At 60.3% G+C, this 16,917-nt stretch carries 18 protein-coding genes and 1 tRNA gene; 8 read left to right on the forward strand and 11 right to left on the reverse strand.

The window, feature by feature from the left end:
• Positions 1-23: 23 nt before the first annotated feature.
• The 7 genes from AB731_RS04255 to AB731_RS04285 form a co-directional block, all read right to left on the reverse strand.
• Positions 24-911 (reverse strand): RDD family protein, encoded by an 888-nt coding sequence (locus AB731_RS04255; protein WP_231638836.1) that lies wholly within the window; start codon positions 909-911, stop codon positions 24-26.
• Positions 908-1,957 carry a stage II sporulation protein M gene (locus AB731_RS04260; protein ID WP_047092284.1) on the reverse strand — a complete coding sequence of 350 codons (1,050 nt, stop codon included), beginning with the start codon at positions 1,955-1,957 and terminating at the stop codon, positions 908-910. The genes AB731_RS04255 and AB731_RS04260 overlap by 4 nt, the downstream gene beginning before the upstream one ends.
• Positions 1,957-3,303, reverse strand: a complete 1,347-nt coding sequence (locus tag AB731_RS04265) for a DUF58 domain-containing protein (protein ID WP_231638866.1) — start codon at positions 3,301-3,303, stop codon at positions 1,957-1,959. Before AB731_RS04265 ends, AB731_RS04260 begins: the two co-directional genes overlap by 1 nt.
• Before the next feature lie 17 nt (positions 3,304-3,320).
• On the reverse strand, positions 3,321-4,283 hold the full coding sequence (locus AB731_RS04270; protein WP_407921632.1) for an AAA family ATPase: 963 nt from the start codon (positions 4,281-4,283) through the stop codon (positions 3,321-3,323).
• On the reverse strand, positions 4,280-5,542 hold the full coding sequence (locus AB731_RS04275) for a DUF4350 domain-containing protein (RefSeq protein WP_047092282.1): 1,263 nt from the start codon (positions 5,540-5,542) through the stop codon (positions 4,280-4,282). The genes AB731_RS04270 and AB731_RS04275 overlap by 4 nt, the downstream gene beginning before the upstream one ends.
• Positions 5,539-6,213, reverse strand: a complete 675-nt coding sequence (locus AB731_RS04280; protein WP_047092281.1) for a hypothetical protein — start codon at positions 6,211-6,213, stop codon at positions 5,539-5,541. The genes AB731_RS04275 and AB731_RS04280 overlap by 4 nt, the downstream gene beginning before the upstream one ends.
• A 120-nt stretch (positions 6,214-6,333) precedes the next feature.
• Positions 6,334-7,230 (reverse strand): prephenate dehydratase, encoded by an 897-nt coding sequence (locus tag AB731_RS04285; protein ID WP_047092280.1) that lies wholly within the window; start codon positions 7,228-7,230, stop codon positions 6,334-6,336.
• A 122-nt stretch (positions 7,231-7,352) separates the two neighbouring features.
• Here AB731_RS04285 and AB731_RS04290 point away from each other — a divergent pair, with 122 nt between their 5' ends.
• Together AB731_RS04290 and AB731_RS13940 are read left to right on the forward strand one after the other, a co-directional pair.
• Complete coding sequence (locus AB731_RS04290) at positions 7,353-8,027, forward strand: c-type cytochrome (protein WP_047092279.1); 675 nt, start codon at positions 7,353-7,355, stop codon at positions 8,025-8,027.
• A gap of 244 nt (positions 8,028-8,271) precedes the next feature.
• Positions 8,272-8,430, forward strand: coding sequence for a hypothetical protein (locus AB731_RS13940; RefSeq protein ID WP_156167354.1), 159 nt, complete (start codon positions 8,272-8,274; stop codon positions 8,428-8,430).
• On the opposite strand, the gene AB731_RS04295 is transcribed toward AB731_RS13940, so the two are convergent.
• Both AB731_RS04295 and AB731_RS04300 read right to left on the reverse strand, forming a co-directional pair.
• Positions 8,417-9,118: an RlmE family RNA methyltransferase gene (locus AB731_RS04295; protein ID WP_047092278.1), complete on the reverse strand. Its 702-nt coding sequence runs from the start codon at positions 9,116-9,118 to the stop codon at positions 8,417-8,419. The two genes, AB731_RS13940 and AB731_RS04295, sit on opposite strands and share 14 nt — an antisense overlap.
• Entirely contained in the window at positions 9,115-10,308 is a 1,194-nt protein-coding gene (locus AB731_RS04300) for a Ppx/GppA phosphatase family protein (protein ID WP_047092277.1), read from the reverse strand. The genes AB731_RS04295 and AB731_RS04300 overlap by 4 nt, the downstream gene beginning before the upstream one ends.
• Positions 10,309-10,420: 112 nt before the next feature.
• On the opposite strand from AB731_RS04300, the gene AB731_RS04305 reads away from it, so the two are divergent.
• Together AB731_RS04305 and AB731_RS04310 are read left to right on the forward strand one after the other, a co-directional pair.
• Positions 10,421-11,032 (forward strand): TIGR04282 family arsenosugar biosynthesis glycosyltransferase, encoded by a 612-nt coding sequence (locus tag AB731_RS04305; RefSeq protein WP_231638837.1) that lies wholly within the window; start codon positions 10,421-10,423, stop codon positions 11,030-11,032.
• Positions 11,029-11,754: a glycosyltransferase gene (locus tag AB731_RS04310; protein ID WP_047092275.1), complete on the forward strand. Its 726-nt coding sequence runs from the start codon at positions 11,029-11,031 to the stop codon at positions 11,752-11,754. Before AB731_RS04305 ends, AB731_RS04310 begins: the two co-directional genes overlap by 4 nt.
• Here the strand turns inward: AB731_RS04310 and AB731_RS04315 are convergent.
• Positions 11,751-12,752, reverse strand: coding sequence for an SDR family oxidoreductase (locus AB731_RS04315; RefSeq protein ID WP_047092274.1), 1,002 nt, complete (start codon positions 12,750-12,752; stop codon positions 11,751-11,753). The genes AB731_RS04310 and AB731_RS04315 overlap by 4 nt on opposite strands.
• A gap of 8 nt (positions 12,753-12,760) precedes the next feature.
• Positions 12,761-13,873 carry a methyltransferase domain-containing protein gene (locus AB731_RS04320; RefSeq protein ID WP_231638838.1) on the reverse strand — a complete coding sequence of 371 codons (1,113 nt, stop codon included), beginning with the start codon at positions 13,871-13,873 and terminating at the stop codon, positions 12,761-12,763.
• A gap of 29 nt (positions 13,874-13,902) precedes the next feature.
• Here AB731_RS04320 and AB731_RS04325 point away from each other — a divergent pair, with 29 nt between their 5' ends.
• The 4 genes from AB731_RS04325 to AB731_RS04340 all read left to right on the forward strand — a co-directional run bounded on the left by AB731_RS04325 (position 13,903) and on the right by AB731_RS04340 (position 16,911).
• Positions 13,903-15,321: a dihydrolipoyl dehydrogenase family protein gene (locus tag AB731_RS04325; protein ID WP_047092273.1), complete on the forward strand. Its 1,419-nt coding sequence runs from the start codon at positions 13,903-13,905 to the stop codon at positions 15,319-15,321.
• The gene (locus tag AB731_RS04330) at positions 15,321-16,319 is read left to right on the forward strand and encodes a radical SAM protein (protein ID WP_047093045.1); all 999 of its coding nucleotides are present in this window, start codon (positions 15,321-15,323) and stop codon (positions 16,317-16,319) included. Before AB731_RS04325 ends, AB731_RS04330 begins: the two co-directional genes overlap by 1 nt.
• 33 nt (positions 16,320-16,352) lie before the next feature.
• On the forward strand, positions 16,353-16,769 hold the full coding sequence (locus AB731_RS04335; RefSeq protein ID WP_047092272.1) for a DUF2147 domain-containing protein: 417 nt from the start codon (positions 16,353-16,355) through the stop codon (positions 16,767-16,769).
• A 68-nt stretch (positions 16,770-16,837) separates the two neighbouring features.
• Positions 16,838-16,911: transfer RNA gene (locus tag AB731_RS04340), tRNA-Gln, on the forward strand.
• Positions 16,912-16,917: the final 6 nt, after the last annotated feature.

The following is a 16,917-nucleotide window of genomic DNA, read 5'->3' on the forward strand; positions in this document are numbered from 1 at the left end:
TTGCCGGAATATTTTACAATAGCTTACGAGTGTTTGTCGCGCTTTCGCTTGCCAAATCGCATTCCGCTTTCCAGATGTCCGCGCAGCGCAGCATAGAACGCACCAAGAAATTCGCGTTCGTCACCCCGGCCAAGCTGCCAGCCGATCTTTGCGGTGATGGCATCCGCCACATCGCGCAGCGCCTCGGGCTGGTTCTGCCGCAAGACCTTTTCCAGAACCTGCAGTTCGTGTTCGCCGTAAACCGACAGTTCCTCTGCACCGAAACGGTAATCCGTGCTGCGATCCGGGGCGAGAGACATGGCCTCCTTCAACTTTGCAGATTGCGCTTCCACAACCCAGGTTCCCGCAACAAGATCACCGGCGCGCAAGGCATCCTTGTTGAAGAACGGGAAGGTCACGAACACGGCAAGCCAGAAGAATGCAGCCAGTCCCGCAATGCCGCCTTGCCCTCCGCCGCCAAACAGAAAGAAGAGCGGCAGGAACACTTCCACATCGCGCACCAGATTGCGGGCAATCACCATTTCTGCCGTGAGCCGCCCGCCATCGCGTGCAGCGACGCGCAGGCCCAATAGGCGTTTGCCCGGAGTTGCTCCTCTTGGCCCCAGCTCGAACCACAGGAAATAACCGTACCGGGCAAGGAACATGAACAGGATAATCAGCACAATGATCAGTTCAAGCACCGGATTGGCGTTGGTCGTATTGGCCAGATCGAAAACGCCGAAGCCGATTGCGCCCAGAACCACGAAGAACACAATCACGCCAATGACAATAAATGTCAGGTCGAGCAGGAGGGCGCCTGCACGGTTGCCGCGGCTGCCCACGGTGAGCGGCAAGGCAAGGCCCTCTGGCGTTACCAGCATGCGGTCGCGCTTGCCCGGCTCACCGCGCGTCATGCCCAGCGCCGCGTTCAAGCGTCATGCTCCGGCGGGCGCTTGACGAACGCGAAGTACACCGCCCAGAACAGCAGCATGCCGCCGCCGATTGCCAGGCGGGAGGTCGTATCCCCGACAAGCTGCCGGGCATAACCTTCAAGCAGCCCGGCAACGATCAGCATGATCGTGCAGCCGGCCATCACCTGTGCAGCACGGATTCCGGCGTCCTGCATCGCCGCGAGAATGGATCTTTCCCCCGGAAACGCCATCGTCCGGCCAACATGTAGCCCTGCGGCCCCGCCAAGCATGATTGCGCCCAATTCCGTGGTTCCATGCACGGACAGCCAGCCAAGGAAGTCCAGACCCAGTCCGGCATCAGCGAATACATACAGCATCGCACCCAGCAAGGCGGTGTTGTAAACCAGCAGGAGCAGTGTGGGGATGCCGAAAGCGAAGCCGAGCGCGAAGGCCATGATCGTCACGCCGGTATTGTTCGAAAACAGGTATGCGGCGAATACCGTCAGGCCTTCTGCGTTTTCGGTCTGGGCGAGCGATTGTTCAAGCACGGCGCGGTCAGCACCCGGAATGCGGCCCCCTGCCATCTCGCCGGGAACCAGCGCGTAGAACCAGTCCTGATCGCGCGCCACCAACAGCCAGCCGACCGCAGTGCCCGCAACCATGACGGCAAGAGAGATGCAGATATCAAGCCAGATTTCGCGAACAGATGTACTCCATCCGCCGCCGAGAAAGCGCCTCAGCCAGCCGAACAGGCCAATGCGCGGACCGTATATCTGGAACCATGCGCGGCGTACCAGCGCCTCCAGATAGCTCAGCGTCGCCGCATCCAGCGAAGTTTCACGCGCCACAGCAAGGCTGGATGCGGTTTTGCGATACAGCACGGGCAGGTCGAGCAAATCTTCATCACTGATACGCCCCGGCCGCCCTTTTTCCAGCGCGACGACAATCGCCTCCAGCCGCTGCCAGTCGACTTCGCGTTCCAGCCGGAACCGATCGGACCGTAGCGATGCGGCCTCGATATCGGCGGGCGGTTCGATCTCTGCGCTTCTGAAAAACGGGAGGGCCATCAGCCGATCGCCTCCGCGCGCTTGGTCTGCAGATAAAGGTCGATCAATTGGTAGCCGATCTTGTCATGGGGTGCTTCGATTACATTTACCCCCAACCGCCGCAGCCTTTGCAGCACCAGCGCGCGTTGGCGGGCCAAGGCATCTGCACTGACAGCAATGGCGATATCACCTATCGTATCTGGCTGTGTTGCGGCCAGTTCTTCAAGCTCAGCATCGACCATGGTGACGAAAATTACCAAGTGGTGCCGCACCAGCCGTTCCACGCTTTCCACCATCATTTCAGCCGAGGTTGGATCTGAAAAATCGGAGAACAACACGATCAGGGAGCGGCGTTTCAGGCGGGAAGCCAGTGTCGCGAGGGCGAGTGTGAAATTGGGTTCGCGCGGCACATAGTCCAGCTCTGCCGCAGCGCTTTGCAGGCGGTAGAATGCGCGTGTGTCGGTGACGAACGGCGTCATGACCTGCGGATGATCGGCAAACCCGAACAGGCTGACCCGGTCTCCGCCTTTCAGCGCCACATAAGCGGCGGTTAAAGCTGCCGACACAGCGCGGTCAAGGCGCGGAAGACCGTCCACCGGCTCACACATGGATTGCCCGCAATCGAAGGCGAAAACGACCTGATTGTCCCGTTCGGCCTCGTTTTCACGCGCGTAGAGTGCAGTGTGGCGGGCAGAGGCTTTCCAGTCGATGCGGCGGCGGTCCATGCCGGCTTCATATTCGCTCAGCGCTTCAAACTGCGTGCCTTCTCCGCGTATCCGGCGCGCGACAAGGCCGAACTGGCTGTCTCGCAGGAACGCTTGCAGTACCGGAGAGCGGACCGGCGAAAGATCGGGCCACACGCGGATGCGTGCGTCCAGCGTCTTGCGAACTTGCCGCACCGCCAGACCAAGCGGTCCGGCCCAGCGGAGCCACAAATCATGCATTACCCCGGTTCCGCGCCGCACTGGCACAGCTTCGCCTGTACCGGAAAAGCGGCTGGCTTCTCCCGTTGGCTTGAGTTGGAAATTCACAACGCCCCGGTCGCCAAGGCGCGCTTCAAACCCGATAGCGACCTCGGGCAGTCGGGCGTCGCTGTCGCGTTCTATCGTTGCATCGATGCGCAGCATCGCCGGCTGGCCAACTTCGGCATCGGCAGGTACGGAACAGTCGAACTTGATTATGCCGCCCGCCAACCATCCGTCGAGCAGGACCAGCAATAGAAGTGCGATGCCCGCAGCAGGCGCGATGATCCAGGCGCCAGGAGCAGTTGCCGCAATTACCACCGCCACGGGTGCCAGAAAGGCAAGCAGCGCCAACGTGCGGCCGGTAGGCACGATCGGTGACGATGGCAGATTGATGCTGGGCAATTTCACGCAAGCATCGCCTAGCGCGGTGCCTCTGTTTCCTCGATCAGGCCAGCGACCAGATCTTCCACCAGCTTACCTTCGATTTCGGCGGCCGGTGACAGCAGCAGGCGGTGACGCAGGCAAGCGGTGGCGAGCGCCTTCACATCATCCGGAATCACATAATTGCGGCCCTGCAAAGCGGCGCGCGCACGGGCGGTATTGGCCAGCAGCACGGCAGCGCGCGGGCTTGCCCCGCTCGCAAGATCAGCGGTTTCACGGGTCGCCCGCACAAGCGATACGGCGTACTGCAGCACCTCTGGCGACATGGTTACCGATTTGACGGCGGCCTGCGCGGCAGAGATTGTTTCCGGCGTTGCGACTTGTTCGATGCCGAAATCGGCGGGCTTCTGCGGCCCGCTGCGGTCGCCGAAACGCTGCACGATGCGTGCCTCTTCCTCGACGCTGGGATACGGGATCAGCAGCTTGAATGCGAAGCGGTCCAGCTGCGCTTCGGGCAGCGGATATACTCCTTGGTTCTCGATCGGGTTCTGCGTGGCGACGACCATGAAATTGTCGCTCAGCGTGTGCGTTTCACCGTCCAGCGTTACGCGGCGTTCCTGCATGGCTTCTAGCAATGCAGCCTGCGTTTTTGGAGGAGTGCGGTTGATTTCATCTGCCAGCAGCAGTTCGCAGAAAATCGGCCCGCGCGTCAGGGTGAACTGGCTGGTCTGGAAATTGAACAGGTTTGATCCCAGGATATCGCCCGGCAGCAAATCGGGAGTGAACTGGATGCGCCCGAAATCGAGGCCGGTCGCGTGGGCAAAGCAGTTGGCGAGGAATGTCTTGGCGGTTCCTGGAGGTCCTTCCAGCAGGACATGCCCCTGCGCCACCAGTGCGATCAGCAAATGCTCTATCGTCTGGTCCATGCCGACGATGGCCTTGCCGACCTCATTGCGGATCGTGCCCGCCAGATGGGCGGTCTGTTCCAGGGTCATGGTCATCTTTTCAGCGTCCTTTCGATCGATTTCAGTGCGCCAGCGGCGCGGATAATGTCACGCGGGCGTGATGCGGTGCGTAAATCATGGGCCAGCCGGGCATAGCCCGGCCCTTCATAACCGCGCCGCTCCAACGCACTGTCGATTGCTGCGGCCCGCGCTTCGGGGCGTGGTTCACGCAGTCCCAGTGTATCGCCGATGCGCTTGTTTATCAGCGCGGCATAGGGATCGGAGAGCAGATGAAAGCGCTTCACCCGCTGGATAAGCGATGCACCGTTACGCGCCAGTTGCCGTTTGCCTTGCGACATGACGGGCGGTTCCGCAACAGGCGGCCCAAAGCGCTGGAACCCGCGCCATGCAATGACCAGTGCAGCCAGCAGCAGACATAGCGTTGCGGCAAGGAACGGCGGGCTGAAGGCAAGCGTCAGCAGGTTCTCGCTGGCGCCGAGACCTGGCAGCGTCAGATCAAAAATCACCGGCATTGATGGATCACCGTCAACAGCGGTTTCAATTAACAGAAAGGCAAGCCGCGCCCGGTTTTCATCGGCCATGCCATAATTGTTCATCAGGTCCGGTTCGAAAACGAAAGTGACGGTATAGGGCGCGTAGTCGTAATCCCCTTTCGGATATTCAGGGGGAAGATCGGCAACCAGCATATTGCCTTCGCTGTCCAGTACGCGGACGCGCATTTCATTGTTAGGCTGCGTCGAGAGTGCCTGGACCTGCGTTGCATCAGGCAAGGCGCCGATCATACCAAGGCCATTCCAGCCCTTCGCCTCCCCTAATCCAAGCTGCGCCCCTTCTGCAAAGTCAAGCGTTTCAAACCATTCGGGGCTCCCTGAATTCATCAGGAAGACCCAGCCATCCTCAGCTTCAACCTCCATTTGTTCCGGGATGCGAAAGGCCATCCATTTCGGCAAGATGACCAACGTCGGGCCGCTATCATTCCGGCGGCGATCGTCGAGAATGTCTGCAAGTTCCTCGCCATCACCAAACATTGGCGGTGTCAGGATCAGGAGGCCATATTCATTGTAACTGGCGCGGCTGCGCGACAATTCCACGTCATAGCCTGTGTCTTCCAGCAGCCCTGCCAGACCTGCAAATCCGTTTAGGCCGTTGGAGGCGGCGTGATTGCCGCCGTTGCGATCATTGCTGCCGTCCCAGCCTTGGCCAAGCGCATACAGCATCAGCAAGAAAGCGACCGCTCCGATGCCCAAAACCGCCAGCACAACACCGGGCCTGAATGGGTTGCCGGCACGGCTCATGCGGTGACCGCCTTGTTGCCCAGTGCGTTTTGTGCCAGCGCGAAATCGGCATAGGCATCGCGCGCTGCCTGCCAATCAGTGGCGGACAATGCCGTCAGTGCAAACAGGCTGCGCTCCACCCGTCCCGCGATTACGGCGAAGGCTGCGCGCGCACCTTCGGGAAGGCGTGGTTCTGCCGAAAGCTCTCTGGCTGTGCTGGATGGTTCGACGAGATCGGGCCGTGCCTGAGCGATCTGTCCGACAGAGCGTTTCAGGAGCAAATGTGTAGCTTCATCATATTGCCCTGCAGCGGCCAGGCGGTCTGCCTCCTCCAGCAATGCCAGCGCCTCCTGCTGGTCAGGGGTCCATTCCTCTGACTTCTCGGGACGATTGCGTTTTGCCAGCAAGTCCGGGCCGAATGTCCGGAATATGAGATAGGCGAGCAGGGCAATGCCGCCCACACCCAGCACCCAGGAAAGCACGGGCCAGATCGTGACAAAAAAAGCACCCACAGGAGAGAGAAGTTCGGCCAGCCAGGCCATGAAGCGGACCCACCAGTCCGGCGGTGGAGCCCGTTCGGGCATCGCCACTTCGGCATATTGGATGGCGTCGTCGGCGCGCATATTCTGCCATGCACTTGCGAAATCCTCGCCCTGCGCCGGCAGCGCGTCATTCCCCTTGCCTGTGGTCACAAGTACCTAAGTGCCATGGGGAAAGTTACTAAGCAATGATCGCTGGCAGCCGATTCATCGATTATTGCCGGCCATCACAAGCTCCTTGCCCCGTGCCCGCGCCAACTGCCCGCCCCGCACTTACCCCCTCTGCCTGGCGAGCGGATAGGTGCCAAACATGGTCACGCCCTTGCAGTGGAACGCCAGTTCTTCCATCGCCCGGTCAACTGCCGGATCGCCCGGCGCACCGATGATGTCGGCATAGAACATGGTTGCAGCAAAACTTGCGCCACGCTGGTAGCTTTCCAGCTTGGTCATATTGACGCCATTGGTCGCAAATCCGCCCATCGCCTTATACAGCGCGGCGGGGATGTTCTTCACTTCGAAGACGAAGGTTGTCATGCATTCCTGCCCGGCCACGTCGGCAGGCTTGAGCGGTTCTGGCGCCAGCACGACGAAGCGTGTGGTGTTGTCTGCGCTATCCTCAACATTCTCATCAACGATTTTCAAGCCGTAAAGATCAGCGGCCAGCAGTGGTGCAATCGCAGCGATTCTTGGATCGCCGGTTTCTGCCACATGGGCCGCAGCACCAGCCGTATCGGCATGACTGAGCGGTACTATACCGCGTTCCCGCAAGTAATGTCGGCTCTGGCTCAGGGCATGGGGATGACTGTAGGCCGCATCGAACGGGCCTTTAGCATTCAAAGCCATCAGCGCGTGATGGATCGGCAGGAAATGCTCGCCCACTATCGAAAGACCGCTTTCGGGCAGCAGGAAATGGATATCGGCAACGCGCCCGGCCTGCGAATTCTCGATCGGGATCATCGCGCAGCCGGCGCGCCCGGTCTTCACCGCATCGATTGCGTCGGCAAAGCTGAAGCATGGCAGCGGCAACGCGTCCGGCTCCCACTCCAGCACTGCGCGGTGCGAATTTGCGCCCGGAGCGCCCTGAAAAGAAATGGCGCGCGCGGGTTCTGCCTGTGCAGCAGCGCTCATCGATTCGACCATGGCGAGGGCGGGGGAGGGGAAACTGTCCATCGTGGATCAAGCGCCTAGCTTGGGACAAGCCGGGCGACAAGCGACTAAAGCCCCCTTGCGCCGCGCGCGGCTGGACACTAGAGCCGCCGACACATTCAACATCTTGCCGAACGAACATAACCATGAACGATCGTCTCAATACTACAATGGGCTGGGTCCTTGGCAGCGCTGCTTTCGCGCTCGGGGGCTCCATCGTCGCCGACATGTACTTCCACGGCGGCAGCGGTGAACTGCCCGAAACCCCCGGCTACATGATCGAAGCGCCTGAAGAAGGCGCAGCAGTCGATGCCGGACCTTCGCTAGCGGAATTGCTCGCCACGGGTTCTGCCGAAGCAGGTGCGGCTGTATTTGCAAAATGCAGCACATGTCACAGCATCGAGCAGGGCGGCGCCAACGGGATCGGCCCTAACCTTTATGCAGTCCTTGGCGCGTCGATTGGCAGCCACGTGCCCGGATATGATTATTCGAGCGCACTCAGCGGCCATGGCGGGGCGTGGGATTATGAGAACATGGATGCATGGCTCGCCAGCCCGCGCGGCTTTGCAGACGGCACGAAGATGAGCTTTGCCGGCCTCGGCAGCGGTGAAGACCGCGCCAACATCATCCTCTACATGCGCGAATATGGCGGCGGCCCGGAACTTCCGGCGGTTGAAGTTGCTGCGCCGGCTGACGGTGAAGCAGGGGATGCCCCCGGCGCAGGTCCTGGTGCAGTCGAAGGCGAGCCTGCCAGTGCTGTGGAAGCTGCCGGCGCAATGGGTGCCGATCAGCCTGTGCCAGAAAATCCTCCCGGCACCTGACATTCTGCAATTGTAAGCAGGTAAAAAGCCCGGTTCGCGCCGGGGACGCGGTGTTGGGCGGGTCTGGCTATCATGCTGACCAGTTGCCGATGCCTGTCTCTCCGGTGTCAGGTTCATTTGCCTTGGAAGCGCAGCTCGCCAGGGTGATACCAGGAAGAGTTCGCTCCCGAAGCGACCGCTGCGTTCGGCTTTGACGAATTCGCACCATCATGCAGCTACGCCCTAAGCGATTTTGACCGGGACGGTGATACGTTCGCCAGATTTTCTTTCGTTCGTCGTCCATCGCAATGATCACGCAGCAGGGCGCGTGAATTTGATTGAGATCGCATGGCCTGAAGGGGAAATAACGCAGATTTCGCCGCGTGCGGACTTACGCGGAGAGATTACCATCAGCCGCCGTTGATTTGTGCGCTTTTGCCGTCTTCATCCTTGCGTCCTTTGAAGCCCTGCGCGACCACAAACCATTCGCTGGAGCCCTTGCGGCTGGCAGGCGGCTTGGCATGCTTGACCGTGCGGAAATGAGACTTGAGAAGAACGAGCAAATCCTTGTCCGTTCCCCCGGCAAATCCCTTGGCAATAAACGCACCGCCTTCGACCAGATTTTCAACCGCGAACCACGCCGCCGCCTCAACCAGGGCCATTGTGCGCAAGTGATCGGTCTGTTTGTGGCCGACGGTATTGGCCGCCATATCGGACATGATCAGATCGGCAGGTCCGCCTAGAGCTTCTTCCAATGCCGCCGGGGCAGCTTCATCCATGAAGTCCATCTGGAATATCGTGACGCCATCGATCGGTTCAGTTTCGAGATAATCGATGCCGACCACTTTTGCCTTGGGCGCGCGCTTGCGCACCACTTGCGACCAGCCACCGGGAGCGATTCCCAAGTCGACCACGCGGTTTGCGCCTTTCACGAGATGGAACCGGTCATCCAGTTCGATCAGTTTGAAGGCCGCACGGCTGCGCCAGCCTTCTTCCTTTGCGCGCTTCACATAAGGATCGTTCAGTTGGCGTTCGAGCCAGCGTTTCGAACTTTCCTTGCGCTTCTTGTTGTCCTTCAGGTGGCGGTGTGTGTCATCTCCTGCACGGCTCATCGGTCATTTGTCCCTGGATTAATTTTCCGCAGCGCCGCTTGTGCTTCGACGCCTTCGGCATCGGCGGTCATCAGGCTGCGCAATATGCCTTCGCGAATGCCGCGGTCTGCAACGCCAAGGCGCGGTGCGGGCCAGATTTCCAGTATCGCCTCCAGTATTGCGCATCCTGCCACGACCAGCTCTGCCCGCTCATGTCCGATACAATCGAGTTTGCTGCGATCTTCGGGCGACATGCCCGAAAGGCGCTGAGAAATATCCAGCATGCTGTCTGTCGGCACGATCAGGCCATCTACTTCCTTGCGGCTGTAGTGCGGAAGGCCAAGATGCACGCTGGCCAGCGTTGTCACCGTGCCGCTTGTGCCAAGCAGGCGCTGGTTGTCCGCCTTGTGAGTTTCGATACGCTGTGCAAATTCGGCAAAGCTTTCCCGGACAAGGGCTTTCATTCTTTCATAGCGGGCGAGGCGGTCCGCTTCGCCGCCGCTTTCGTGACCGACGGTTTCGGTAAGCGAGACGACGCCCCATGGCACGCTTTGCCAATCCAGAATGCGCGGGACAGGGGCACCCGGTTCAATCAGCACGAGTTCTGTCGAGCCGCCGCCAATGTCGAAAATCACAGCCGGGCCGATGCCGTCTTCCAGCAGGATATGGCAGCCTAGAACCGCGAGCCGTGCCTCTTCCTGCGCGCTGATAATATCCAGCACAACGCCGGTTTCCTGGCGGACGCGTTCAATGAATGCCTCGCCGTTTTTGGCGCGTCTGCAAGCCTCTGTCGCAACAGAACGGGCGAGGTGGACATTGCGTTTGCGGAGCTTGTCTGCACAGATATTAAGCGCGCCCAGCGCCCGGTCCATGGCGTCATCGGACAATTGCCCAGTCTGCGCCAATCCCTCCCCAAGCCGGACAACCCGGCTGAAGGCATCGATCACGACAAAGTTTTCGTCCGATGGACGCGCGATCAGCAAGCGGCAATTGTTGGTGCCAAGATCGATCGCGGCATAGGCCTGCTTGAATGATTTGTGCGGCGGGCGTCTCCAACCAGACGCTTCGCGCTGATTGCCTGGTCTGCCGTCGCCGGGAGTGCGTTTCGGGCCCTGTATCGGATTGCGGGGGCGTCCAGCTGTGGTGCTGGCCTTGCCGCCCGCTCGAACTTGGGCTTTTTCGCGACCGTCCGGCGGGAATTGATCCGCCATGATCGTACTTTCCAATAATCTATCACCCGCCACATCTGAGCGGAACCTGAAATCAGGTTAGACGAAGCCAGGACTTGATACAAGTTAAGCTGACGCCGGGCACTCGCCAGCCGTGGTCAGGAAAGCTACAGAGCACGGGATGGTTGATGTGCTTCCCCAAATCGCGCTGATCGCGAAATTTCCCACACCGGGTCGTGCGAAAACGCGGCTGGTGCCTGCCTTGGGCGAAGAAGGTGCTGCGCAGGTTCACCGCCGCTTGGTTGAGCGTACGATGGTGACTATCCGGACAAGCGGCCTGCCATTTTCTGTCTGGACTACGGGAGCGAGCCATGCGGAATTTGCCGATTGGTTGGGCGACGATATCAGGTTTGTTGAGCAGGGCGAGGGCGACCTTGGGGCGCGCTTGGCGCGTGTGCCGGCCCCGGGCATTGTGCTGGGCGGAGACATTCCCGGACTGACGGTGCAGCATTTGCGCGACGCTGCAGCGGGCTTGGCGCAAGTGCCGGCGGTGATTGGCCCCGCCAGCGACGGTGGGTATTATCTCCTTGGATTTCAACATCAAATGCCATTCTTGTGGCGTGATATGCCGTGGGGGACTGAAACGGTCCGAGAACGCACTGAGATGCTCCTGAGGGAACAGAAAATCGCTTATCGGTTGCTGGATGAACTTGACGATTGCGACCGGCCGGAAGACCTCGTGAAATGGCCTGACCTTTTAGAATGAGCCGCGTTTCCATAGTCATTCCGATGCTCGAGGAAGAGCGTGCCTTGCCTGCGTTGGTAGAACATATCGCAAAGCTTGATCCGGCTCCTGCGGAGGTGCTTGCGGTCGATGGCGGCAGCAATGACAGGTCCACCGCGTTGGCAGAGGCGGCAGGTTGGCGGGTTGTCCAGACCGAGGCTGGCCGGGGGCGGCAGATCAATGCCGGTGTTGCGGCGGCGCGGGAGGATTTTGTCGTGGTGCTTCATGCCGACACCGTGCCGCCTGTCGATATGGTGGCAGTTATTGCCCGGACACTTTCCGATTCCCGAATTTCGCTCGCCGGGTTTACGCCTGTATTGCGAGGTCCGGAGAAAACCCGGTGGGGCACGACTGCGCACAATTTTGCCAAGACTTGGTATGCCCCGCTGCTGTTCCGGCCGCATCTTTTCGTGAAAGGTTGCCGCCTGCTGTTTGGCGATCACGCGATGTTTTTCCGCCAGACCCAGTTTCTGGAATGTGGCGGCTGCGACCCGGAGGCCAAGGTGATGGAAGAGGCTGATCTGTGCATTCGCATGACCCGCTTTGGCCGTGTGAAACTTGTTCTGCGCACCGTCGAAACATCAGACCGCCGTATCGCAGAATGGGGCGCGCTGAAGGCCAATTGGATTTATCTGAAAGTCGGTTTTCTGTGGGGGATTGGCGCGAAAAAGCGGCTGGAGCGATATTACCCGGACGTGCGTTAGCGCGGTGCCGGGAGATATCCCTGCGCGATGCCGTATTGGATCAGCCGGTCCAGCCATGCGCTGTCGGTTGGCGGGCAGGAAAGGCCGGTGACTTCCCGTAATTCAGCGTCCGAAAAGCGTGGATCGCGGGTGAAGTATGCGCCAAAAGTCCCCAACATCCGCTCCGCCAGCATCCTTTCGCCAGAGCGCAGCGCGGAAGGATCATAATCCTCCGGGCTGACGACCAGTGGGTCCGGGAAATGCTCAACCCGCGCCACACCATGCGCCAGTTCTGCGGCAGGTATCGGCATATCGGCGACGAGGTGGAAATAGCCGCTTTGTGCCGCATCCATATTCTCCGCCAACGCGACAATTCCGGCGGCCACATGGTTGATGGGCACCAAATCGAGAGTTGATCCGGGAACGCAAGGAAGCTGCGTCACCTTCCCGCGCGCCATCAAGCGGAAGACATTGCACAGCGACGGAAAATCTCGGATTGCACCGGTCGTGCTATCACCGAGCACAATGGATGGCCGCGCTACTGCGAAGGGTACGCCGCTTTCCGCCACAACCCGCTCTGCCGCGGCCTTGCTGGCTTCGTAGCGATTGGTGAAGCGGGTGCCTTCCGGCACGGGCCCTTCCATAATCTCGCCTTCGCGCATCCCGCAAACATAGGCCGTGCTGACATGCAGAAAGCGTGCGCCCGCAGCCTTCGCAAAGGCCAGCGCATTGCGCGTGCCTTCGATATTGATGGCGCGCAAATCCTCTTCGGGCGCATCGAATTCCAGGCTGGCGGCGCAGTGGATCACGACATCGTACGGCTCTGGCGTGAGTCCCATCAAATCATGGGTCACATCGCCAGATACGGTTCGCAGGTCCGCTACTTCGGTCCCGTCATTCGCGCGCACCACCGGGTTGCGGCGGACCATCGCGACCACATCATGCCCGGCAGCAACAAGCCGCGCACAAACTTCACCGCCGATGAGGCCGGCAGCGCCCGTTACGAGTATTTTCGCCATGCGTTATCTCAGCAGCAGGCAGCAGCAGCGGATGCGGGATTAGCGTCCGACTGCCCGAACGGCACAGCCGTGCCGCATCCAGGGAACACGCCGTAATGGCGGCTGAAATCGCCAATGAATTCGAAATGCGGGGCAAAGCGCGTTTGCGCCAGCATCAGCCAGCTGTTGCCGCAGACCGGGAAAATACGGCCCGCCTCTATCGCGTGATGTGCGTCGAGGTGGAAGGTATGCTCATGGCCCGCAACACTTCCCTTGTAGCGCACCGCCTGCCCGTAATCTTCGCACTGCGGCTCCAGCTGCGGCATTTTGAACAAACGATAGGTGGCAGAAACGAAGTTGATGCCTTCCAGCTTTTTGGAAACTTCTGCATCATTGATGCCGAGCGGGCGATCGGTGACAAGGCGCGGATCGGCGAACCCGGCTGCCTTTGCGAGCCGGTCAAAATCACCCCAATACAGCGCGCCGGAAAGGCATTCCCCGTGCAATACCGGATCGTCCAGCAAATGCGCGGGCACGCGGCGGTCTGCATATACGTCAGAGAAATACAGCTCCCCGCCAGGTTTCAGCAGCTTGTGCGCAGCGCGGAAAACGGCTTCCTTGTCGGCCACCAGATTGATGACGCAATTGGATACGATCACATCGAAACTGCCTTCTTCAAGGCCAAGATCATCCAGCTTCTCGATATCGCCTTCGACGAAGTGCGTGTTGGCGTATCCAAACCGCTCCGCGTGCCAATCCTGATGCTCGCGGGCCACGGCGAGCTGTTCAGGCGTCGCGTCCACTCCCGTCACGCTGCCGTTCGGTCCGACGAGCTGCGCGAGAAGGTAGACATCCTGCCCGCTACCCGATCCCAGATCGAGCACATTGCACCCTCCCATCGCCTGCGGGGTCACAAGTCCGCATCCGTAATAGCGGGCCTTTACATCAGGATGGACATTGGCGAGCGCGGTCAGAATATCGGGCGCTGGCCTTTCAGTCGTGCAGCAGGCATCAGTGCGCAAATCGGCCGATTGCGCCAGCACTTTGCCGTAATAATTCTGCGAGTTTTCAAGATTCATGAAACCGTGGCCCTTCTTTGTGCGAATAGGGATCGCATAGACGGAATGATCTTCGCTGGTCATCCTCAAACAGTTACGCATGGGAAATATTGATGGATTACACGCATGACGTGATTGTGATTGGCGGCGGTGCTGCGGGCCTGACGGCGGCGGGCGGTTGCGCTCTGTTCGGGCTGAAGACGGCGCTGATCGAAGGCCACAAGATGGGCGGCGAATGCCTGAACAATGGCTGCGTCCCGTCAAAGGCGCTGATCGCGTCTGCCAAGCGCGCAGCCGAGGCGCGCGAGGAAATGCGCGCCGGTGTTGGGTTGGCCGCTCCGCATGTGGAATGGACCGGCGTTCATGCGCATGTTCACAAGGCGATAGCCGATATCGAGCCGCATGATTCAGTCGAACGGTTCGAGGAAATGGGCTGCGAGGTCATTGAGGACTGGGCGAAGTTTACAGGTCCCAAATCGGTTGAGGTCGGTGGCCGCACGCTGACTGCACCGCGCATCGTGATCGCCACCGGATCATCGCCTTCAATCCCGCCCATCCCGGGGCTGGATGACGTGCCTTATCTCACCAATGAAAACCTGTTCGACCTGACCGAGCAGCCAGAGCATCTCGTTATCATTGGCGGCGGCGTGATCGGCATGGAAATGGCGCAAAGCTTCCGCCGCCTTGGCAGTGCAGTCACGGTTATCGAGCCGGGCAATCCGATGGGCCGCGATGACCGCGATTCGGTCGCCATCGTGGTCGATGTGATGAAGGCCGAGGGCGTCCGCTTTGTCGATGGCAAGGGCGCGAAAGTGGCGCAGGGCAGCGATGGCGCGATTACTGTCACCACCGATGGCGGAGAAGACGTAACCGGCAGCCACCTGCTGATCGCAGTAGGCCGCAAGGCGCGCGTTGCGGGTTACGGCCTGGAGGAACTGGGCGTTGAGCTGGGCCGCAACGGCATAAAGGTCGATGCGCGCCGCCGCACCAGCCTTAAACATATCTACGCCATTGGCGATTGCCGCGAAGGGCCGCGGCTGACGCATGTGTCAGGCTATGAAGGGTCCAACGCCGTTCTGGAAATTGCGCTCGGCGTGCCGGCCAAGGCCGATTTCACCGCCCTGCCGTGGTGTACCTACACCGAACCCGAAGTCGCCCAGATCGGCATGACCGAAAGCGAAGCACGCGAAGCTTATGGTGACAAATTGCGCGTCGTCACAGAGGGGTTTGACCATAACGAACGCGCCATTGCGGAAGGGCTGGAGAAAGGCCATCTGAAGGTCATGTTCAAAGGCAAAAAGGTCGTCGGGGCAAGCATTTGCGGCATCAATGCGGGCGAATTGCTGCTGCCGTTCACGCAGATGATGACCGGCAAGTCGGGCAGCTTCGATATGGGCGGGGCGATCATCAGCTATCCCACCCGCTCTGAAATCATCAAGGCGGCAGCCTTTGCAGTGTGGGAGCCGACGGTGTTCGGCATATGGCCCAAACGCTGGGCCGCCTTTGTGGCCAAGATCCGGCGGTCCTTCTGATGGCGACACGTTCCGCCTCTCGCAATGCGCCTGCGGGGGCTTCACCATTCGCGGTGGAGGCAAAGCGGCTGGTCGCTGAAAAATTCGCAGACCCCAAGGTAACCGCAGATGGCAGCCCGCGTGCAAGCGTCGCGCTGAAGAAGCTGGACACGTTGTGGTTCGCCACCGGCACATTGTGCAATCTCGCTTGTGCCAATTGCTACATTGAAAGCAGCCCTACGAATGATGCGCTGATCTATATGACGGCGGAGCACGTGGGGCGTTCCCTGGATGAAATGGAGAGCGCGCCAGGCCGACTTAAAGCGCGCGAAATCGCCTTTACCGGCGGCGAGCCTTTCATGAACCCGGACATCATCGCGATGCTGGAAGATGCTCTGGCGCGCGGGTACGACGTGCTGGTGCTGTCCAATGCCATGAAGCCAATGCGGCGGCATGAGGCGGAACTGCTGCGCCTGCGTGCGACCTTTGGCGACAAGCTGACGATCCGTGTGAGCATCGATCACCATACGCAGGCCGTGCATGAAGCAGAGCGCGGGCCGAATAGCTGGGAGCCGATGCTGGACGGGCTGCGCTGGCTTTCCGCGCACGGCTTTTCCCTTGCCGCTGCCGGCCGGCATCTGGGCGGCGAAAGCGATGAATTGGCGCGCCGGTCATACGGTCTGCTGTTCGCTAGGGAAGGCATTGCGATAGACACCGGCAATCCGGCACGGCTGGTGCTGTTCCCGGAAATGGACGCCAGGGCAGACGTGCCCGAAATCACCGAGGCGTGCTGGGGTATTCTTGGCAAATTGCCGGACGCGCAGATGTGCGCAAGCAGCCGCATGGTCGTTCACCGCAAGGGGGAGCCTGAACCGCGCGTAGTCGCCTGCACTCTGCTGCCATACGATCCCGGCTTCGATCTGGGGGCAACCGTGGCGGAGGCTGACCGCGAAGTGCCACTCAATCACCCGCATTGCGCGCGCTTTTGCGTATTGGGAGGCGCAAGCTGTTCAGCCTAGGGCACTTTTTGCAACTGTAAGCGTAAACCTATCATGATCAGACTCGTACTTGCTTCAGCGGCAGCTATCGCCGCCATCTCCTCCTCTGCCCCGGCGCAGCGGTCCATCGACGGGACTTATCTTGATCAGGGAGGCTATGTGCAGATCACGGTCGGCCCGTGCGGCAGTGCGCGCTGCGGCGAAATCACCCGCATCGTTCGCAACAAGCCGGGTGAAACCAACCGTGACAGGCACAATGACGATCCTGCGCTGCGCAGCCGGCCCATCGTTGGGATCAACATTTTGCAAAACCTGCGCTGGTCCGATGGCGCGTGGCGAGGCCAGGTCTACAACCCCGAAGATGGCGGCACTTACCGCGCAGTAGTGCGCCCGGCACGCGGCGGCGGTCTTGAAGTGCAGGGCTGTGTTACCCTATTCTGCCGAACCGTAAACTGGAGCGCAGCAGGCTGACCATCGCGACGCGTGCAAAAGCTTGACCGAATCCGGCCCGCGCTATAGAGGGCCGCGCTTCACGGTATTGCCCTGTCCTCTAATGGTAAGAGAGCGGACTCTGACTCCGTCAATCAAGGTTCGAGTCCTTGCGGGGCATCCAGTTTTT

The sequence above is a fragment of the Aurantiacibacter marinus genome (assembly GCF_001021555.1).
Taxonomy (GTDB): domain Bacteria; phylum Pseudomonadota; class Alphaproteobacteria; order Sphingomonadales; family Sphingomonadaceae; genus Alteraurantiacibacter; species Alteraurantiacibacter marinus.

Excerpts from the sequence above, each read along its gene's own strand:
- AB731_RS04290 (WP_047092279.1), top strand. The coding sequence starts at position 7,353 with ATGAACGATCGTCTCAATACTACAATGGGCTGGGTCCTTGGCAGCGCT.
- AB731_RS04335 (WP_047092272.1), top strand. The coding sequence starts at position 16,353 with ATGATCAGACTCGTACTTGCTTCAGCGGCAGCTATCGCCGCCATCTCC.
- AB731_RS04300 (WP_047092277.1), bottom strand. The coding sequence starts at position 10,308 with ATGGCGGATCAATTCCCGCCGGACGGTCGCGAAAAAGCCCAAGTTCGA.
- AB731_RS04310 (WP_047092275.1), top strand. The coding sequence starts at position 11,029 with ATGAGCCGCGTTTCCATAGTCATTCCGATGCTCGAGGAAGAGCGTGCC.
- AB731_RS04325 (WP_047092273.1), top strand. The coding sequence starts at position 13,903 with ATGGATTACACGCATGACGTGATTGTGATTGGCGGCGGTGCTGCGGGC.
- AB731_RS04295 (WP_047092278.1), bottom strand. The coding sequence starts at position 9,118 with ATGAGCCGTGCAGGAGATGACACACACCGCCACCTGAAGGACAACAAG.
- AB731_RS04315 (WP_047092274.1), bottom strand. The coding sequence starts at position 12,752 with ATGGCGAAAATACTCGTAACGGGCGCTGCCGGCCTCATCGGCGGTGAA.
- AB731_RS04285 (WP_047092280.1), bottom strand. The coding sequence starts at position 7,230 with ATGGACAGTTTCCCCTCCCCCGCCCTCGCCATGGTCGAATCGATGAGC.
- AB731_RS04270 (WP_407921632.1), bottom strand. The coding sequence starts at position 4,283 with ATGACCATGACCCTGGAACAGACCGCCCATCTGGCGGGCACGATCCGC.
- AB731_RS04330 (WP_047093045.1), top strand. The coding sequence starts at position 15,321 with ATGGCGACACGTTCCGCCTCTCGCAATGCGCCTGCGGGGGCTTCACCA.
- AB731_RS04275 (WP_047092282.1), bottom strand. The coding sequence starts at position 5,542 with ATGAGCCGTGCCGGCAACCCATTCAGGCCCGGTGTTGTGCTGGCGGTT.
- AB731_RS04320 (WP_231638838.1), bottom strand. The coding sequence starts at position 13,873 with ATGACCAGCGAAGATCATTCCGTCTATGCGATCCCTATTCGCACAAAG.
- AB731_RS04260 (WP_047092284.1), bottom strand. The coding sequence starts at position 1,957 with ATGGCCCTCCCGTTTTTCAGAAGCGCAGAGATCGAACCGCCCGCCGAT.